Raw genomic sequence first — 18,275 nt, forward strand, 5'->3', positions numbered from 1 at the left:
CACGCCCCCTAAAAATAAATATCCGCCGCCGCAATAGCACAAGGCCCGCTTGGCGTGGTTAATATCAGATTACCAGTTTCATCGACATCGTCAAAAACACCACGAATGTCCCGATTGGGCAAACGCGCCAAAATGACTTCGCCGCGCTTGGCGGCGTGGGTCATCCATGCGGCGCGCACAGGGGCAAAACCCTGCTGAGAGATCTGCGCCTCCCAATGAGCCATGCGCGGGGTCAGCTGATCTAAAAAGGTTTCAGGGTCTGGGCATTGGCCTGCAACGCTGAACAGATCAATGGGCGCAAGCGCGCCCTCCTCAAGGCCCGCCACATCTGGGCTGTGCCGAAGGTTCACACCGATGCCGATCACCAAATGCCCCTGCTGGCCCGCAGTGATCGCGTGGCTTTGCAGCAGGATGCCCGCGATTTTCTGACCATGAAGCAGCACATCATTGGGCCATTTTAAGGTCAATGCGTCAGGCGCCACATAATTGGCCAAAGCATCGCGCAAGGCCAGCGCCGCGGTGAACGAGCGCAAAGCTGCCTCTTGCGGGGGGCAGTTGAGTGGCAGGATGAGTGAGGCTGTGAAGTTACCAAGGGGGGCGCGCCATGCCCGCCCCCGCCGACCATATCCCGCTTCTTGGGTATGGGCCAAAATCCATGTGGGTCGCTCTAGCGGCGCGGCGCGCAAGCGCCGCTCCGCTTCGGCCATGGTGCTGTCGACACGGGCTAAAATGACCCGTTCAACCGCCGTGCTGTCAGCGCACAAGTGCCTGCGCCGCGTTGGCCGCCAAATGGTCAATCCCGAACAAATTCACAATGCCCGCAATCATGACCACAGCGGAAATCGTCAGGCCCAAGAATTGGATGATCGACATCCGCCCATCTAGGCCTTCGCGCGGTTCGCCAAAATACATGAAATAGACGATACGCAAATAATAGTAGGCGCCGATCACAGAGGCGATGACCCCTGCCACGGCCAACCACACCAAGCCCGCATCAACAGCCGCGACCAAGACCGCGTATTTCGCGAAAAAGCCCAACATGGGTGGGACACCCGCAAGACTGAACATCAGCACCAAAACCGCCAAGGCCTGGCCCGATTGCGCGGTGGCATAGCCGTTCAAGGCAGAGATATCAGTGACGGGGTAACCATCTTTCTCCATCGACATGATGAAGGAGAAAACACCAATATTCATGGTCACATAAATCGCCATATAGATCAGCATCGCCTCGACACCCTGCCCCGTGCCAGACGCCAGACCCATCAGGGCAAAACCCATATGCCCGATGGAGGAATAAGCCATCAGGCGTTTGATATCGGTTTGGCCAATGGCTGCAATGGCCCCGACAAACATCGACAAAACCGCCAAGGCCGCAACGATCTGCTGCCAATCGGAAATGGCCATGCCAAAGGCATCGTAGACCACACGGGCAAATAGCCCCATTGCGGCCATTTTCGGGGCAGTTGCGAAAAGGGCTGTCACAGGGGTTGGTGCGCCCTCATAAACATCAGGTGTCCACATATGGAACGGGGCCGCTGATACTTTGAAGGCCAGACCTGCCGCCATAAAGACAAGGCCAAACACCATACCCAAAGACATACTGCCCATCGATGCCTCGATGATGCCCGCAAAAAGCGTGGTGCCCGCAAAGCCGTAAACGAGGGACGCGCCATAGAGCAAAAGACCCGAGGAGAGAGCGCCAAGCACGAAATATTTAAGGCCCGCTTCGGTTGAGCGGACACTGTCACGGCGCAAGGCGGCAACCACATAAAGGGCTAGGGATTGCAGCTCCAACCCCATGTAAAGCACGATCAAATCACCAGCGGACACCATGATCATCATGCCAACAACCGCCAAGGTGACAATCATCGGATATTCGAACCGACCAAGGCCCGATTTCTGCATCGCCTCTTGGCCCACGATCAAAATTGCCGCCGCGGATAAAAGGATCACAATTTTGGCAAAGCGCGCAAAATCATCAACCACGATCATGCCACCAAAGCTGCTTGCATCGCCTTGACCTGTTGCCGCGACATAGAGCGCCATAATCGCAAAGACTGCGGCGGTCGCGTAGGTCAAGGCAGGCGCCATGCCATCTTTGGTTGTGTAAACAGCCAACATCAGCCCCGCCATCGCATAGATGGACAGGACAATCTCTGGGATCAAAACTGCGAGGTCTGCGCCGATCATTAGAAATTCCTCAATGGCTGGCTGCAAGGGCAGTTGCGGGGGCAAACTCCGCAACGCTTGTGTGATAATTCGACAAAAGCGCCTCTACCGAGGGGCCAATAATATCGGTGACGAGGCTCGGATAGACACCCAATAGAATGGTCATCACCACCAATGGCGCGAAAATCGCCTTTTCGCGCGCGGTCATGTCGGTGATGGATTTCAGGCTTTCCTTGATCAGGTCACCAAACACCACGCGGCGATAGAGCCACAGCGCATAGGCCGCCGACAAGATCACGCCTGTTGCCGCCAAAAGCCCAATCAACGTGTTCACATGGAAAACACCCATCAAGGTCAGGAATTCGCCGACAAAGCCCGATGTGCCAGGAAGGCCCACATTGGCCATGGTGAACAGCATGAACACCGCCGCATAAGCGGGCATCCGATTTACCAGACCGCCATAAGCATCAATCTCGCGCGTATGCATGCGATCATAGATGACGCCAACACAGAGGAACAATGCCCCCGAAACAAAGCCGTGACTGATCATTTGGAAAATCGCGCCATCTACACCTTGTTGATTGGCGGCGAAAATCCCCATCGTCACATATCCCATATGCGCAACTGATGAGTAAGCGATCAGCTTTTTCATATCTTCTTGCACCATCGCGACCAGTGAAGTGTAGATGATCGCAATCACAGACATCCACAGCACCAATGGCGCCATGATGTCAGAGGCGACTGGGAACATTGGTAAGCTAAAGCGCAAGAAACCGTATCCGCCCATCTTCAGCAAGATTGCCGCCAGAACCACAGAGCCTGCGGTTGGCGCCTGAACGTGTGCATCGGGCAACCATGTATGGACAGGCCACATTGGCATTTTGACGGCAAAGGACGCGAAGAAAGCAAGCCAAAGCAACATCTGCATCCCACCTGCGATCTGCCATCCAAAGAGGCTGATGCCTGCCGCCGAGAATTCATGTGTCAGCAATGTTGGGATATCGGTGGTGCCGGCATCGATATACATCGCCACCATCGCCACCAGCATCAGCACCGAGCCAAGGAAGGTGTAGAGGAAGAATTTGAACGCCGCATAGATGCGGTTTTTGCCGCCCCAAATCCCAATAATTAGGAACATCGGGATCAGGCCTGCTTCGAAGAACAGGTAGAACAGCACCAAATCCAATGCCACAAAGACGCCGATCATCAGGCTTTCGAGAACCAAAAGCGCGATCATGTATTCTTTGACGCGATGCTCTACACCCCAACAGGCAGCGATTGTAATCGGCATCAAGAATGTGGTCAGCAGAACGAATAGCACGCTGATCCCGTCTACGCCCAATTTATAGCTGAGGCCAAAGAGCCATTCGCGTTCTTCCACCATTTGGAAGCCCGTGTCATTCGCATCGAATTGCACAAGGATCGCCAAGGAGATCAGGAAGGTTGCTGTGGTGGCTGCCAGCGCCAAACGCTTGGCTCCAAGCTGTGCCGCCTCATCCTCGCCGCGCAAAAACAGCGCAAGGATGAGGGCCGCAACCATAGGCAGGAAGGTGACGATGGAAAGTAAGTTGTCCATGGAAATCCCTTAGCCTCCGATCGAAAGGCTGATCCATGTGATCAGTGCTACCACACCGACCACCATGGCAAATGCATAATGGAAAACGTAACCCGACTGCGCACGCCCTGCGAGGCGGGTTAAGAAGGGGATGATCCCAAGGGCAAGGCCGTTGATCCCCCCGTCAATGATTTTGGTATCGCCAAGCTTCCAAAAGACACGGCCAATCGCCTGAGCAGGGCGCACAAAGACCGCGTCATAAATCTCGTCAAAATACCACTTGTTCAGCAAGAACAGATAAAGCGGGCGGTTGACCGCTGCCCAACGGGCAGGAAGGCTTGGGACAGCGATGTAGAAGATATAAGCCACAAGCAGCCCGCCCAACATCGCGATAAACGGCGCAACTTTGACCCATTTGGGCACTTCATGCGCGTCACTGAGAACCGTGTTATCCGGGGCTTGGTGGATGGCCCCTTCACCAGGTGCGCCCGTAAAGACGTAGTGATGTTCAGCTTCGGCTGTGCCCTCATGCGTGGCGGCATGGGTCGCATCATGACCTGCTTCGGCCATGGCCGCATCGGTGTGACCTTCGGTGCCATGGGTTGCATCCCCTTCACCATGGGCCATCGCCTCAGCATAGGGGACGCCAAAGAATTTACCGACCTCATCTGGATGCCCAAAGAACGGCTTCAGCCAGATCATACCGGCAAACACCGCACCAAAGGCCAGAACGCCAAGCGGGATCAACATCACCACAGGGCTTTCATGTGCGTGATCATGCGTGTGCTTGTCACCCCGCGGAGTGCCAAAGAATGTGAGGAACATCAAACGCCATGAATAGAAGCTGGTGAAGGCAGCAGCGATCACCAACATCCAGAAGGCGTAATGGCCCAAACCACCGCCAAAGGCATAGGCGCTTTCAATCACCGCATCTTTGGACAGGAACCCTGCAAAGCCATAATAGGTCAGCGGGATACCAACGCCCGTGATGGCCAATGTGCCAATCAGCATGGCCGCGAATGTATAGGGGATCTTCTTCCGCAATCCGCCGTAATTGCGCATATCCTGTTCATGATGCATCGCGTGGATGACCGAGCCCGCGCCAAGGAACAGCATTGCTTTGAAGAATGCGTGGGTGAAGAGGTGGAACATCGCCACCGAATAGACCCCAACCCCTGCCGCAACGAACATATATCCCAATTGCGAACAGGTGGAATAGGCGATGACGCGCTTGATATCGTTCTGCACCAATCCAACCGTGGCCGCAAAGAACGCGGTCAGCGCGCCAAGGATGATGATGAAATTTGTAGCAAAGGGGGCGTATTCCATAATTGGCGACATACGGCAGACCAAGAAGACCCCCGCCGTCACCATGGTTGCAGCGTGGATCAGCGCGGATACAGGGGTCGGGCCTTCCATCGCGTCAGGCAACCATGTGTGCAGCAAGAGCTGCGCCGATTTCCCCATCGCACCGATGAACAACAGCATTGCGATTGTATTGGCGGCATTTACCTCAAAACCGAGGAAGGCAAAGCTTTGCTCTGCCAATTCCGCACCCATCGGCAAAATCACATCGAATTGGATCGAGTCCGCCATCCAATACAGACCGAAGATCCCCAACAGGAAGCCGAAATCGCCAACGCGGTTGACGATAAAGGCCTTCATCGCCGCCGCACCTGCGCTTGGCTTGCGGAAATAGAAGCCAATCAAAAGATAGGAGGCGACCCCGACCCCTTCCCACCCGAAGAAGAGTTGCAGCAGGTTATCCGCGGTCACCAGCATCAGCATGGCAAAAGTGAAGAACGACAGATAGGCAAAGAACCGCGGGCGATAGCTTTCGCCTTCGCGGAAATTGTCATCATGCGCCATGTAGCCAAAGGAATAAAGATGCACCAGCGCAGAGACAGAGGTGATCACAATCAACATAATCGCCGTTAAGCGATCAATGCGAATGGCCCAATCCGTGAACAGGCTGCCTGATTCCACCCAACGCAGGATTGAGATGGAATAGGTTTCGCCATCAAACCCGATGAACACGGCCCAAGACAGGATCATCGACAAGAACAAAAGCGCGGTTGCAATGATGCAGGCGAGTTGTTCACCAAACCACCGCCAGCCAAAGCCAGCCAAAAGCGCGCCGATGAGCGGTGCAAAAAGCAGGATCGTTTCCATCGGCTCAGCCCTTCATATTCGAAACATCTTCAACCGCGATGGTGCCACGGTTGCGGAAGAAACAGACAAGGATCGCAAGACCAATCGCGGCCTCTGCCGCGGCGACTGTCAGGACGAACATGGTAAAGACCTGCCCCGTCAAATCCCCCAAATAGGAGGAAAAGGCGACAAGGTTGATATTCACCGATAGCAAAATCAATTCGACTGACATCAGGATCACGATGACATTCTTCCGATTGAGGAAGATGCCAAAAATCCCGATCACAAAGAGCGCAGCCGCCACCGTCAGGTAGTGTTCCAGTCCGATCGTCATCTCGTCCCTCCGAGGGGGTTTCCCTCATGGTCATTCAATATTCTGCAGGGCCAAAAGCCCCGCTTTTGTCACAGCCCTTGACCAGGCTTTACGTCTTTTAGTTCCATCGCTTTCGCAGGATCACGATACATTTGTGCCAAGACATTCTGGCGTTTGACGTCTACGCGGTGGCGCAGCGTCAGAACAATCGCGCCCACCATCGCAACCAACAAAACCAAACCTGCCAATTGGAACACCAACAGGTAATGATCATAAAGGATCATCCCCAAGGCTTTGGTGTTGTGCATCTGATCAATTGCGGGGGTTGGGTTGCCAAGGCGGGTATCAATCCCATCTGAAAAGGCCCATGTGCCATAGGCAAGGCCAAGCTGGATCAACAAAACCACACCAATCAAAAGCGCGAGTGGCATATATTGCGCCATTCCCGCCTTAAGTTCGGCGAAATCAACGTCCAACATCATCACCACAAAGAGGAACAACACCGCCACCGCGCCCACATAGACAATGATCAGCAGCATCGCGACAAATTCAGCGCCCAAAAGGACGAACAAACCCGCCGCAGACAGGAAGCTGAGGATCAGCCACAGAACCGAATGCACGGGGTTGCGGGCCAGCACCACCAAAAGTGCTGCGGCAACCAGAACGGTTGAAAACGCATAGAAGGTGATATCGGCCACGCCCATATTTCAGTCCTCGCCTTCGTCAATGGCCGCTTTGGCCAGTTCCATCGCTTTGTTCATCGCAGGCACACCGCCAAACATCGCGGCCATGCCAATGGTCTCAGCAATCTCTTGCGGGCTTGCCCCTGCCTCGACCGCGTGGCGCACCGTCATACGGATTTGCGCCTCGGCCAATGCGCCCTGAACGGTCAGACCATGCAGGGTCAAAAGCAGCCGCGTTTTCGCGTCCAAACCCCCAGGATTGAATTGCTTTCCAAAGAAAGCCTCCATCATTTCGGCGGGCATGGTGGGCCAAAGTTTATCAAGGTTTGACGCAGTAATATTCGCCATGGCGGGGTTAACCGCCTTGAGGAAGTCCTGTGTCATCTCTTGCGTTTGGCGCATCAATGCCTCGAAAGGGTTCTGGGGGGACTCGTTACTCATTTTACACACTCACAGGTTCGGACTTACCGATACGGCGCGTCCAACTCTAGGTTGCGGGCAATTTCCGCTTCCCATCTCTCACCATTGGCCAGAAGTTTGGCCTTGTCGTAATACAGTTCTTCACGGGTTTCAGTGGCGAATTCGAAATTCGGCCCTTCAACAATCGCATCCACAGGGCAAGCCTCTTGGCAGAAACCGCAATAGATGCATTTGGTCATATCGATATCGTAGCGCGTGGTGCGGCGGCTGCCGTCCTCGCGGGGTTCAGCGTCAATCGTAATCGCCTGTGCGGGGCAAATCGCCTCGCATAATTTACACGCGATGCAGCGTTCTTCGCCATTAGGATAGCGGCGCAGCGCATGTTCACCGCGAAAACGCGGAGACAACGGCCCCTTTTCATGCGGGTAATTGACGGTCACTTTGGGGGCAAAGAAATACTTAAAGCCCAGCTTGAAGCCCTTAAAAAAGTCGACCAGCAAGAAATATTTTGCAGCACGGGTATAATCGATCTGTGTCATCGTTCAGCCCCCAATTGCCCAACGGGCATATGCCCCACCAAAGAGTTCAAACTTTGCGAGGAAGGCGACCAAAACGACCCAAGCCAAAGACATAGGCAGGAACACTTTCCAACCGATGCGCATCAATTGGTCATAGCGGTAGCGCGGCACAACCGCCTTTACCATCGCGAAGAAGAAGAAGAATACGGCCATCTTAGCGACCATCCACAGCGCGCCATCTGCGACCCCTGGAATGGGCGACAGCCAACCGCCGAAGAACAACAGCGTCATCAGCGCGCACATCAAGAAAATTGCGATATATTCGCCGGCCATGAACAGCAAGAACGGTGTCGAAGAATATTCAACTTGATAGCCCGCGACCAGTTCCGACTCCGCTTCGGGCAGATCGAAGGGCGGGCGGTTGGTTTCGGCAAGCGCCGAGATGAAGAACAAAAACACCATCGGCAAATGCGGCAACCAATACCACGAGAACAGGCCGAAATCCCCGTCCTGCGCGCGCACGATATCGCCAAAGTTCAGCGATCCAGTCGAAATGATCACCCCAACGATGATCAGACCAATCGACACCTCATAAGAGATCATTTGCGCTGCCGAACGCAAAGAGCCAAGGAACGGATATTTCGAGTTGGACGCCCATCCCCCCATGATCACGCCATAAACCTCAAGCGAGGAAATCGCGAAAACATACAGGATTGCCACGTTCAAATCGGCCAAAACCCATGTATCGTTGAACGGGATCACCGCCCAAGCAATCATGGCCAAGACAAAACTGGTCATTGGTGCCAGAAGGAACACGGGGCGATCCGCACCTGCGGGGATCACGACCTCCTTCACGACATATTTCAGCGCATCGGCCACGGTCTGCAACAGGCCAAACACACCCACCACATTGGGGCCGCGGCGCATCTGAACAGCCGCCCAGATTTTGCGGTCGCCATAAACAAGGAAAAGTAGCGAAACCATCACAAAGCCGATCACAAGCAAACATTGTGCTGCGATGATCAGCATCATTCCGGGCGTGGTTGATAAGAAACCGTCCATGTCGTCCTCAAACCGTCGGTATGCCGTTATCCTGACAGGCCGCAACGATGACTTCTGCATCTATCGTCTGCGACCCGAGCGGGAGCGATGGCGAGATGGTGTAAACCGCATCTCCGCGCCAAATGCCACCCTCTTCGTATACATTTGTGCGCACATGTCGCGCAAAACCATATCCGCGGATCAGCGCATATTGCGCTGCCGCACATTTGGCATAGTCCTCGACATTACTTGTCGTGGCCGCGCCTGACATTTGCACGATGAAATTCACCAAGTCGTCGTCCAGTAGTCTTGTCTCTACACCGTCATAAAAAGCGGGTGGCCCTTGATCGTAACGCGGAATAGTCTGGCATCCCGCAAGGCCTAAGCCCGCCCATATCAGCCCCGCGACCATCATAGAACCCCGTTTCGAGATAATATGATGTAAATCGCGGAACATCATTTCTTCATTCAGCCGCCAGTGCGGCCGCATTACGCGCCTTTGCATTCGCGGATAGCTCGGCCATCAATTGGCTGGCGCGGGCAATCGGGTTGGTTAGGTAATGATCTGCAATGGCCGATTTGAAATCTGCCTTGCCCAAGGCCTTTTGCGTCAGAGCCGCACCTGAATTTGCGGGCAACTCGTCCACCATAGCCAAATGCGGCACGGCTTTCACCAAGGCCTGACGCAATTGGGTTTGGGTGTCGTAAGGCAATGTTGCGCCCAATTCAGCGGAAAGCGCGCGCAAAATCGCCCAATTTTCCTTGGCCTCATTGGGCGGGAAATTCGCGCGCAGCGCCAATTGCGGACGCCCTTCGGTGTTTACGAAGAGACCATTTTCTTCGGTATAAGCCGCAGCAGGCAGAATGACATCCGCACGATGCGCGCCACGATCCCCGTGGCTGCCTTGATAGATGACAAAAGCACCATCGGCGATCTCAACCTCATCTGCGCCGAGGTTATAGATGACATCCGCATCTTTTACCGCGGCGCTCAGCCCCCCCTTGGTAACAGCGCCCACATCCATCGCGCCCACGCGGGCCGCGGCCGTGTGCAAGACCAAGAGGCCCGATTTGGTTTTCTCAGCCACGGCTTGCGCTGCGGCCAAAACCGCCTCGCCATCGGCCTCGCGCAGGGCGCCTTGACCGATGATGACCAGTGATGCCTGTTTTGCGACCGCCCCTGCCGCACGGGACAAGGTTTTCTCCAAGGCCGCACGATCTGTGCCCAGATGTGCATAGTCATAGGTCAGATCAGCCGCTTCGCCGATCACCTCGACATTTGCGCCGCGCGCCCATGCTTTGCGAATCCGCGCATTGAGCACGGGGGCCTCAAGGCGGGGGTTGGTGCCGATTAGGATGATATGATCTGCGTGATCAATATCTTCAATCGCCGCTGTGCCCACATAGGCCGCGCGATTGGCTTCGGGCAATTTCGCGCCATCGGTGCGGCATTCTACAACGCCACCTTGACCCTCGATCATCTGTTTCATTGCGAAAATCGCCTCAACGGGGGCCAAATCACCCACGAGACCCGCAATTTTCTTAGCGCCTTTCAGCGCCTCCGCGGCTTTGGCCAAAGCCTCGCCCCACGTTGCTTTGCGCAATTTACCTTTTTCGCGGATATAGGGCACATCAAGCCGCTGGCGGCGCAGGCCATCCCACACAAAGCGGGTTTTATCCGAAATCCATTCCTCGTTCACGCCATCATGGTTGCGCGGCAGGATGCGCATCACTTCGCGTCCTTTTGTATCCACGCGAATATTGCTGCCAAGCGCGTCCATCACATCGATAGTCTCGGTCTTGCTCAACTCCCAAGGCCGCGCGGTAAAGGCATAAGGCTTGGAGGTCAGCGCGCCCACAGGGCACAGGTCGATAATGTTGCCCTGCAAGTTCGAATTCAAAGTTTCCCCAAGATAAGAGGTGATCTCTGCATCCTCGCCACGGCCTGTCTGGCCCATTTGGGTGATCCCCGCCACCTCGGTGGTGAAGCGCACGCAGCGCGTGCAGGAAATGCAGCGCGTCATATGGGTTTCGACCAAGGGGCCCAAATCCAAATCTTCTGAGGCACGTTTGGGTTCGCGATACCGGCTGAAATCCACGCCATAAGCCATGGCCTGATCTTGCAGATCACATTCACCGCCTTGGTCACAAATCGGGCAATCCAGCGGGTGGTTGATCAGAAGAAACTCCATCACCCCTTCGCGGGCTTTCTTCACCATAGGCGAATTGGTTTTCACCACAGGCGGCTGACCTTCTGGACCGGGGCGCAAATCGCGCACCTGCATCGCGCAAGAGGCCGCAGGTTTGGGGGGGCCACCCACAACCTCAACCAAACACATCCGGCAGTTGCCCGCGATGGAGAGGCGCTCGTGATAGCAGAAGCGCGGAATTTCGATTCCTGCCACTTCACAAGCTTGGATCAGGGTCATCGCCCCTTCCACCTCGATCTCATTCCCATCAATTACGATTTTTCTCAGGTCGCTCATGCGCGCGGTCCTTCGTTGGCCTCAGGGCGGGTCTGGAATTTATGCCCTGCAAATTCGCTTTTGGTGCCTTCTAACCCTCAATAAGCAATCTGCCAACGGCTGACTGCGAAGAAATTTCATCGCGGCCCAATCTGCACATAGATTGGGCATCTTCGACACTTGCTTCGCGCTCTGCCAGATAGGCCGCTGCTAGGGCACGGTATCGTGCTTTGTCAGCATCGCTATCGAGATAGTCTTCTAGCTCAGCACGCGAATAGCCCAAGGATATGCCGCGATCAACCAAGCTTTGTGCAAAAGCCCAAGCGCGCAGAATGCGTGCATTGATACTGTCACAATGATTGCGCACCAATCGCCCGATTGAGATGACCAAAAGACCCTCATGAATTTGGGGATCGTTACGCAAGGCATCAAAGCGATCCTCAGCCCTTGCAGGCATCGCCGCAGCCGCCAAAAGCAGCGTAACGGCCAAGGCACGCATCATTGCGCGCGGGCCATTTCGTGGGGATTTGTGCATCTGCGTTACCATATTCAAATCAGGCCACATCGGGTGCCAGAGCGCAATTCACAAGCCCGTGCAGGGCTTAGGCCAACGATAGATACAAAAACGGGGCCGCAAGGGCCCCGTTCTCTCTCATTCTGCTGCAATCGCGGCACCGCGTTTTGATTTGATGCGATCTTCAATTTCATCACGGAAATTGCGGATCAAACCTTGGATCGGCCATGCAGCCGCATCACCAAGCGCGCAAATTGTATGACCTTCAACCTGCTTGGTCACATCAAGCAGCATATCGATTTCTTCAACCGATGCCTCGCCTTTGACCAAACGATCCATCACGCGCATCATCCAGCCCGTGCCTTCGCGGCAAGGCGTGCATTGGCCACAAGATTCGTGTTTGTAGAATTTCGACAAACGCCAAATCGCTTTGATGATGTCTGTGGATTTATCCATCACGATCACCGCTGCTGTGCCAAGGCCAGAGCGCTGTTCGCGCAGATAATCAAAATCCATGATCGCTTCGCGCATATCCTCACCACGGATACAGGGCACAGATGATCCACCGGGAATGACCGCCTTAAGGTTATCCCAACCACCGCGAATGCCGCCGCAATGACGCTCGATCAATTCCTCAAAGGTGATCGACATCGCCTCTTCCACCACGCAAGGGGTGTTCACATGGCCAGAAATCGCAAAAAGTTTTGTCCCTGCATTATTGGGGCGCCCAAAGCCCGCAAACCATTCAGCCCCACGGCGCAAAATGGTCGGCACAACTGCTATTGATTCGACATTGTTCACCGTGGTCGGGCATCCATAAAGACCCGCCCCCGCAGGGAAGGGTGGCTTCATGCGTGGCATGCCTTTTTTGCCCTCAAGGCTTTCAAGAAGTGCGGTTTCCTCGCCGCAAATATAGGCCCCTGCCCCGTGATGCAGGTATAGATCAAAATCCCAACCCGATTTCGCGGCATTTTTGCCCAGAAGGCCCGCATCATAACATTCATCAATCGCGGCCTGCAGGGCCTCGCGTTCGCGGATATATTCACCGCGGATATAGATATAACAGGCATGGGCCCCCATCGCGAAAGAGGCGATCAAACACCCCTCAATCAGCGTATGCGGGTCATGGCGCATGATCTCGCGGTCTTTACAGGTGCCAGGCTCAGATTCGTCCGCATTCACCACCAAGTAGGAGGGGCGACCATCGCTTTCCTTCGGCATGAAGGACCATTTCAGACCTGTGGGGAACCCTGCCCCGCCACGGCCCCGCAATCCCGATGCTTTCATGATCTCAATGATTTTGTCACGGCCCAGCGCAATCAGGTCTTTGGTGCCATCCCAATGGCCCCGCGCCTTTGCGCCTTTCAGGCTGCGCTCATGCATCCCATAGATGTTGGTAAAGATGCGGTCTTTATCCTGAAGCATGTCCTAGTCCTTGTCGTTCTGGCGCTGCCCGTGCCCCGCACGGAGTTTTTTACGGCCTTGCCATACCTGATACGTTACCACAAGCGCCCAGAAAAGGGCCGCAATTGCCGCAAGGTCAAACAAAAAAGCCAGTCTCGCAGGCCACCCAAGATGGGCACCAATGGCCTGCATCAACATCCACAACAGCATTGCCCCCGCAATAACCAAGGCAGCCACCCGCCCCTTGCGGTCGAGCGCGGCATCTTCAGCGTTTTGCATGGGCAGTTTGCGGGTCATTCATTTGGTCTGCAACATGGCATGTCATTTGCTCGGGGTTGTAACGGGGGTGGCTGCAAGCTGCAAGAAAAAGCGGCCCCGCATCTGGGATGCAGAGCCGCCTTTTGCAGGAATTCGTATTAGGACTTAGTAGACATCCCCATCGCCAACGCGTTTTGAGAATTCCGTTTGTCCACCTGCGGCCAAGGTTTTGGCTTGCGCGACCCAATTATCGCGGCTGACGCGGCCCTTGAACCCTTCGAGGTTCTGATCAACCCATGCGACCTCATCCGCCGTCCAAGAGGCCACTTGGTCAAAATGGTAAAACCCTAGACGATTGAGCAACGCCTCCAGTTTCGGGCCAACGCCTTTGATCATTTTCAGATCATCTGCCCCCGAGGCGCGCGCGGCGCTCAAGGCGGCAGGGCGCGTGCCTGCACCTGTGGTGGCCGCAGGCGCGGCGGCTTTGGCAGGCGCTTTGGGTTTTGCTGTGGCTTTGGGTTTTGCCGCTGCTTTTGGCTTGGGGGCGGCTTTAGGTTTTGCAGCAGGTTTTGTTGTTGCGGATGCTGCAGGTGCCGCCGCCTTCGGGGCCGCGGGTTTTGGCGTTGCGGGCTGTGGCGCAGACACACTCTTATTGGCGGGCTCAGGCAAGCTGCGACACAGCGTGAGCATCAAAAACAACCCCACACCAACCGCCACGATCACGGCCGCAAACACCGCTTGCATAAAGCTCCAATCACCAAGGACTGCCACAAGCACCCCTGCAAATGCGCCGACCAATGCCGCCAAGCCCCATGACACAGCTGCACAGGTCAAACCCCCTGAATTCTCGCTCATTTATTTTCCCCCGTCTGATCGTAGATTTTTGATCACTGATTTCGACATGCGCCTGTCGCGCCTTAATGCCCCGCAACTTACCCTATCTTTTCACATATAAAAAACATCTTTTCATGGGGTAAGATGTAAAAAACCCGCCATAAAGGCGGGTTTTTTGTGGAATTGATCCGAGTTTTACGTGGTAAAGCCGCTTATTCGCTCGACTTTGGCTTGCGCGATGTGGGCTTTGCGGCCGCCTTTTTGGCGGCTGGTTTCTTCGCAGCAGGCTTTTTCGCAGGGGCTTTCTTCGCCGCATTTGCGGGTTTAGGCCGCGCGGCCTCCTTGGGAAGGCCAGCAGATGACTGCTTACCCCACGGGGCTAGCAATGGCACCTCGGTGCCATCAATCCGCTTGACCGTATCACCGATATCTGCCGCCAATCGCGCGGAGGCATTCAGCGGATCGCGGCCCTTTTCATGTGCGGCCAGACTGGTCAGACCCGATGCAGGCTCGGATGTGTAGCGGCCATTTTGTGGCCCCGGTGTCGGCACCTTGCCTGCCGACAATTCATCAATAATCTCAGACAGGCGCGCCGCCGTCAGGTCTTCGTAATAGTCCTTGCCGATCTGCGCCATTGGCGCGTTGGAACAGGCGCCCAAACATTCGACCTCTTCCCACGAGAACTTGCCATCTTTCGACAGCTCATGCGGGTTGGGGGAAATTTTCTCGCGGCAAATGCCAATCAAATCTTCCGCGCCACAGATCATGCAGGAGGTGGTGCCGCAAACCTGAATATGCGCCACGCTGCCCACGGGCTGCAATTGGAACATGAAATAGAAGGTCGCGACTTCCAAGGCGCGGATATAGGCCATGCCGAGCATATCAGCGACATATTCAATCGCAGGCTTGCTGAGCCACCCTTCCTGTTCTTGTGCGCGCCACAACAGGGGAATAATCGCCGAAGCCTGACGTCCTTCGGGATATTTGGTGATCTGCGCCTGAGCCCATGCCTGATTTTCAGGGGTAAAGGCAAAGCTATCTGGCTGTTCCGAATGAAGGCGTCTGAGCATCGTAAAGTTTTCCGTCAACAGGTTGAACGCGGCAGTGATCCCGCCGCTGCAAAGGCCGATCCGAGATCAGCGGTCAATCTCACCAAACACAACATCAAGCGACCCAAGAACAGCAGACACATCCGCCAATTGGTGGCCGCGGCATAGGTGATCCATCGCCTGAAGATGCGCAAATCCAGGGGCGCGGATCTTAGAGCGGTAAGGTTTGTTGCTGCCATCAGAAACCAGATAGACACCAAACTCACCTTTCGGGGCCTCGACCGCGGCGTAAATTTCGCCCTCAGGGACGTGGAAGCCCTCGGTGTAAAGTTTGAAGTGATGGATCAGCGCCTCCATCGAGGTTTTCATCTCACCGCGTGAGGGCGGGGTGATCTTGCCGCGTGCCAGAACATCGCCCTGATTTTCGGGCAGTTGCAACTTGGCACAGGCTTGGCGGATGATCGAAATGGATTGGCGCATTTCCTCCATGCGGCACAGGTAGCGATCATAGCAATCGCCATTCTTGCCCACAGGGATTTGGAATTCGAACTCGTCATAGCATTCATAGGGCTGTGCGCGGCGCAAATCCCATGCCAAACCAGACCCGCGCGCCATAACCCCCGAGAATGCCCAGTTTTGAATATCTTCTTCAGTGACAATGCCAATATCGACATTGCGCTGTTTGAAGATGCGGTTTTCGGTCAAAAGCCCGTCAATATCTGACAATACGCGCGGGAAGTCCTGCGCCCATGTATCGATATCCGCAATCAATTCAGGGGGCAGGTCTTGGTGCACGCCACCGGGGCGGAAATAGGCTGCGTGCAAACGCGCACCACAGGCGCGCTCGTAGAACACCATCAGCTTTTCGCGCTCCTCAAAGCCCCAAAGGGGTGGCGTCAGCGCGCCCACATCCATCGCCTGCGTTGTTACGTTCAGCAAATGGTTCAAGATACGCCCGATCTCGCAATAGAGAACACGGATCAACTGGGCGCGGCGCGGCACCTCGACACCTGTCATACGTTCGATCGCCAAGCACCATGCGTGCTCTTGGTTCATCGTGCCAACGTAATCCAAACGGTCGAAATAGGGCAGGTTTTGCAGATAGGTGCGGCTTTCCATCAGCTTTTCTGTGCCACGATGCAAAAGGCCGATATGCGGATCGCAGCGCTCGCAAATCTCGCCGTCCAATTCTAGCACCAAACGCAACACGCCATGCGCGGCGGGGTGTTGTGGCCCGAAATTGATATTGAAATTGCGAATTTTCTGCTCGCCTGTCAGCGCGTCTTCAAATCCTTTGGAGCCGTCCATCATTTCTGCGCCTCCTTGGCTTGGTCTGCCTTCTCATCCCCGGGCAGCACATATTGCGCGCCTTCCCATGGGCTCATGAAATCAAATTGGCGGTATTCTTGAACCAGTTTTACAGGCTCGTAGACCACACGCTTAAGCGCCTCGTCATAGCGCAGCTCGACATAGCCAGTGGTCGGGAAATCCTTGCGCAACGGATGACCGCGAAAGCCGTAATCGGTCAAAATGCGGCGCAGATCGGGATGGCCTGTAAAGAGAATGCCGAACATATCGAACACTTCACGCTCGAACCAATTCGCCGATGGGTGAATCGACACAATGGAGGGGGCCATCTCATTCTCGCGCAGCGCCGCTTTAAGGCGGATGCGCTGATTTTGATACATGGACAAGAAATGCCAGACCAAATCAAAGCGCCGCTCCCGACCGGGGTAATCCACAGCGGTCACATCGACCAAGGTCGAAAAGGCGCAATTACGGTCGAGTTTCAAGAATTCCACGAAATCCAACAGATGGGCCAAGGAGACCTCAACCGTCAATTCGCCGCGTGTGATGGTGCTGCCCATCACGGCTTCGGGCTGCTTTTCGGCCAGATAATTCGCCAATTCTTGCAAGGCCTGGTCGCTCATTGCGTCACTCTCTTTTTGGTTCGGGCGCCTTGCGCCCAAAGATGCGCCTTAGCGCGTAATCGTTCCCGTGCGGCGGATTTTGCGCTGCAACTGAAGGATACCATAAAGCAGCGCTTCAGCGGTCGGAGGGCAGCCAGGAACATAAATATCCACTGGCACAATCCGATCACAGCCGCGCACAACGGAATAGCTGTAATGGTAGTAACCGCCGCCATTCGCACAAGATCCCATCGAGATCACATAGCGCGGTTCAGGCATCTGGTCGTAAACCTTGCGCAACGCAGGGGCCATTTTATTGGTCAAAGTGCCCGCCACGATCATAACATCCGACTGGCGTGGAGAGGCGCGTGGGGCGATCCCGAACCGCTCCGCATCATAGCGCGGCATTGAGGTGTGCATCATCTCAACCGCGCAGCACGCCAGACCAAATGTCATCCAATGCAAGCTGCCCGTGCGCGCCCAGTTGATGATCTCCTCTGTCGAGGTCAGCAAGAACCCTTTATCCTGAAGCTCGCGATTAAGCGCTTGGGTGGCGACCTCTTTGTCCACACCTGCGGTGTTTTGACCTGTCATCACTCCCATTCCAGCGCTCCTTTCTTCCATTCATAGGCAAAGCCAATGGTCAGCACGCCTAAGAACACCATCATCGACCAGAACGCCGTCATCGACATATCTGGGAAGGCAACCGCCCATGGGAACAGGAACGCGATTTCCAAATCAAAGATGATGAACAGGATCGACACCAAATAGAAACGCACATCAAATTTCATGCGCGCATCATCAAAGGCGTTGAACCCACATTCATAGGCGGAAACTTTTTCAGGATCAGGATTGCGCACAGCGACAATCACAGCAGCCAAAATCAGGATCAGGCCAAGGCCGATGGCCATGGCAAGAAAGATCAAAATTGGCGCGTATTCAGAAAGAAGGTCTTGCAAGATGCTCTCCCTCGGTTGTCAGGAACCGTGGC

At 55.1% G+C, this 18,275-nt stretch carries 19 protein-coding genes and 1 pseudogene; all 20 read right to left on the reverse strand.

Annotated features, from left to right (window positions below; genetic code table 11):
- Positions 1–8 precede the first annotated feature (8 nt).
- Positions 9–764, reverse strand: a complete 756-nt coding sequence (locus AAC620_RS05090) for a biotin--[acetyl-CoA-carboxylase] ligase (RefSeq protein WP_340243144.1) — start codon at positions 762–764, stop codon at positions 9–11.
- Positions 754–2,190, reverse strand: a complete 1,437-nt coding sequence (gene nuoN / locus AAC620_RS05095; protein WP_340243146.1) for an NADH-quinone oxidoreductase subunit NuoN — start codon at positions 2,188–2,190, stop codon at positions 754–756. The genes AAC620_RS05090 and nuoN overlap by 11 nt, the downstream gene beginning before the upstream one ends.
- A gap of 10 nt (positions 2,191–2,200) precedes the next feature.
- Complete coding sequence (locus tag AAC620_RS05100; protein ID WP_317656046.1) at positions 2,201–3,745, reverse strand: NADH-quinone oxidoreductase subunit M; 1,545 nt, start codon at positions 3,743–3,745, stop codon at positions 2,201–2,203.
- A 9-nt stretch (positions 3,746–3,754) separates the two neighbouring features.
- Positions 3,755–5,896, reverse strand: a complete 2,142-nt coding sequence (nuoL, locus tag AAC620_RS05105; protein ID WP_340243150.1) for an NADH-quinone oxidoreductase subunit L — start codon at positions 5,894–5,896, stop codon at positions 3,755–3,757.
- Between the two features lie 4 nt (positions 5,897–5,900).
- Positions 5,901–6,209 (reverse strand): NADH-quinone oxidoreductase subunit NuoK, encoded by a 309-nt coding sequence (gene nuoK / locus AAC620_RS05110; protein ID WP_317656049.1) that lies wholly within the window; start codon positions 6,207–6,209, stop codon positions 5,901–5,903.
- Between the two features lie 68 nt (positions 6,210–6,277).
- Positions 6,278–6,892 carry an NADH-quinone oxidoreductase subunit J gene (locus AAC620_RS05115; protein ID WP_317656051.1) on the reverse strand — a complete coding sequence of 205 codons (615 nt, stop codon included), beginning with the start codon at positions 6,890–6,892 and terminating at the stop codon, positions 6,278–6,280.
- Between the two features lie 3 nt (positions 6,893–6,895).
- Positions 6,896–7,312 carry a carboxymuconolactone decarboxylase family protein gene (locus AAC620_RS05120; RefSeq protein ID WP_317656053.1) on the reverse strand — a complete coding sequence of 139 codons (417 nt, stop codon included), beginning with the start codon at positions 7,310–7,312 and terminating at the stop codon, positions 6,896–6,898.
- A 23-nt stretch (positions 7,313–7,335) separates the two neighbouring features.
- Positions 7,336–7,830, reverse strand: coding sequence for an NADH-quinone oxidoreductase subunit NuoI (gene nuoI / locus AAC620_RS05125; protein WP_340243154.1), 495 nt, complete (start codon positions 7,828–7,830; stop codon positions 7,336–7,338).
- 3 nt (positions 7,831–7,833) lie between these two features.
- Positions 7,834–8,871, reverse strand: coding sequence for an NADH-quinone oxidoreductase subunit NuoH (nuoH, locus tag AAC620_RS05130; RefSeq protein ID WP_317656056.1), 1,038 nt, complete (start codon positions 8,869–8,871; stop codon positions 7,834–7,836).
- A gap of 7 nt (positions 8,872–8,878) precedes the next feature.
- A complete protein-coding gene (locus AAC620_RS05135) occupies positions 8,879–9,265 on the reverse strand; it encodes a hypothetical protein (protein ID WP_340243618.1) in 387 nt (128 codons plus the stop codon).
- A gap of 49 nt (positions 9,266–9,314) precedes the next feature.
- Positions 9,315–11,336 (reverse strand): NADH-quinone oxidoreductase subunit NuoG, encoded by a 2,022-nt coding sequence (gene nuoG, locus AAC620_RS05140; protein WP_340243158.1) that lies wholly within the window; start codon positions 11,334–11,336, stop codon positions 9,315–9,317.
- Positions 11,337–11,406: 70 nt separating this feature from the next.
- On the reverse strand, positions 11,407–11,850 hold the full coding sequence (locus AAC620_RS05145; RefSeq protein WP_340243160.1) for a DUF5333 domain-containing protein: 444 nt from the start codon (positions 11,848–11,850) through the stop codon (positions 11,407–11,409).
- 117 nt (positions 11,851–11,967) lie between these two features.
- Positions 11,968–13,254, reverse strand: a complete 1,287-nt coding sequence (gene nuoF, locus AAC620_RS05150; RefSeq protein ID WP_317656062.1) for an NADH-quinone oxidoreductase subunit NuoF — start codon at positions 13,252–13,254, stop codon at positions 11,968–11,970.
- Between the two features lie 3 nt (positions 13,255–13,257).
- Entirely contained in the window at positions 13,258–13,530 is a 273-nt protein-coding gene (locus tag AAC620_RS05155) for a DUF5337 domain-containing protein (protein ID WP_317656064.1), read from the reverse strand.
- Positions 13,531–13,656: 126 nt separating this feature from the next.
- Complete coding sequence (locus tag AAC620_RS05160; protein ID WP_340243163.1) at positions 13,657–14,346, reverse strand: hypothetical protein; 690 nt, start codon at positions 14,344–14,346, stop codon at positions 13,657–13,659.
- Positions 14,347–14,540: 194 nt separating this feature from the next.
- Positions 14,541–15,395 (reverse strand): annotated as a pseudogene (nuoE, locus tag AAC620_RS05165) (NADH-quinone oxidoreductase subunit NuoE); the annotation flags it as partial.
- Between the two features lie 66 nt (positions 15,396–15,461).
- Positions 15,462–16,685, reverse strand: coding sequence for an NADH-quinone oxidoreductase subunit D (locus AAC620_RS05170; RefSeq protein ID WP_340243165.1), 1,224 nt, complete (start codon positions 16,683–16,685; stop codon positions 15,462–15,464).
- Positions 16,682–17,305, reverse strand: a complete 624-nt coding sequence (locus AAC620_RS05175; RefSeq protein ID WP_340243166.1) for an NADH-quinone oxidoreductase subunit C — start codon at positions 17,303–17,305, stop codon at positions 16,682–16,684. The genes AAC620_RS05170 and AAC620_RS05175 overlap by 4 nt, the downstream gene beginning before the upstream one ends.
- Before the next feature lie 48 nt (positions 17,306–17,353).
- Positions 17,354–17,887 carry a NuoB/complex I 20 kDa subunit family protein gene (locus tag AAC620_RS05180; RefSeq protein WP_340243168.1) on the reverse strand — a complete coding sequence of 178 codons (534 nt, stop codon included), beginning with the start codon at positions 17,885–17,887 and terminating at the stop codon, positions 17,354–17,356.
- On the reverse strand, positions 17,878–18,243 hold the full coding sequence (locus AAC620_RS05185) for an NADH-quinone oxidoreductase subunit A (protein WP_317656069.1): 366 nt from the start codon (positions 18,241–18,243) through the stop codon (positions 17,878–17,880). The genes AAC620_RS05180 and AAC620_RS05185 overlap by 10 nt, the downstream gene beginning before the upstream one ends.
- Between the last annotated feature and the right edge of the window lie 32 nt (positions 18,244–18,275).

It is taken from the genome of Roseobacter sp. HKCCA2468 (assembly GCF_037805105.1).
GTDB lineage: Bacteria > Pseudomonadota > Alphaproteobacteria > Rhodobacterales > Rhodobacteraceae > M30B80.

Excerpts from the sequence above, each read along its gene's own strand:
- nuoN (WP_340243146.1), bottom strand. The coding sequence starts at position 2,190 with ATGATCGGCGCAGACCTCGCAGTTTTGATCCCAGAGATTGTCCTGTCC.
- AAC620_RS05100 (WP_317656046.1), bottom strand. The coding sequence starts at position 3,745 with ATGGACAACTTACTTTCCATCGTCACCTTCCTGCCTATGGTTGCGGCC.
- nuoL (WP_340243150.1), bottom strand. The coding sequence starts at position 5,896 with ATGGAAACGATCCTGCTTTTTGCACCGCTCATCGGCGCGCTTTTGGCT.
- nuoK (WP_317656049.1), bottom strand. The coding sequence starts at position 6,209 with ATGACGATCGGACTGGAACACTACCTGACGGTGGCGGCTGCGCTCTTT.
- AAC620_RS05115 (WP_317656051.1), bottom strand. The coding sequence starts at position 6,892 with ATGGGCGTGGCCGATATCACCTTCTATGCGTTTTCAACCGTTCTGGTT.
- AAC620_RS05120 (WP_317656053.1), bottom strand. The coding sequence starts at position 7,312 with ATGAGTAACGAGTCCCCCCAGAACCCTTTCGAGGCATTGATGCGCCAA.
- nuoI (WP_340243154.1), bottom strand. The coding sequence starts at position 7,830 with ATGACACAGATCGATTATACCCGTGCTGCAAAATATTTCTTGCTGGTC.
- nuoH (WP_317656056.1), bottom strand. The coding sequence starts at position 8,871 with ATGGACGGTTTCTTATCAACCACGCCCGGAATGATGCTGATCATCGCA.
- AAC620_RS05135 (WP_340243618.1), bottom strand. The coding sequence starts at position 9,265 with ATGATGGTCGCGGGGCTGATATGGGCGGGCTTAGGCCTTGCGGGATGC.
- nuoG (WP_340243158.1), bottom strand. The coding sequence starts at position 11,336 with ATGAGCGACCTGAGAAAAATCGTAATTGATGGGAATGAGATCGAGGTG.
- AAC620_RS05145 (WP_340243160.1), bottom strand. The coding sequence starts at position 11,850 with ATGCACAAATCCCCACGAAATGGCCCGCGCGCAATGATGCGTGCCTTG.
- nuoF (WP_317656062.1), bottom strand. The coding sequence starts at position 13,254 with ATGCTTCAGGATAAAGACCGCATCTTTACCAACATCTATGGGATGCAT.
- AAC620_RS05155 (WP_317656064.1), bottom strand. The coding sequence starts at position 13,530 with ATGACCCGCAAACTGCCCATGCAAAACGCTGAAGATGCCGCGCTCGAC.
- AAC620_RS05160 (WP_340243163.1), bottom strand. The coding sequence starts at position 14,346 with ATGAGCGAGAATTCAGGGGGTTTGACCTGTGCAGCTGTGTCATGGGGC.
- AAC620_RS05170 (WP_340243165.1), bottom strand. The coding sequence starts at position 16,685 with ATGATGGACGGCTCCAAAGGATTTGAAGACGCGCTGACAGGCGAGCAG.
- AAC620_RS05175 (WP_340243166.1), bottom strand. The coding sequence starts at position 17,305 with ATGAGCGACCAGGCCTTGCAAGAATTGGCGAATTATCTGGCCGAAAAG.
- AAC620_RS05180 (WP_340243168.1), bottom strand. The coding sequence starts at position 17,887 with ATGGGAGTGATGACAGGTCAAAACACCGCAGGTGTGGACAAAGAGGTC.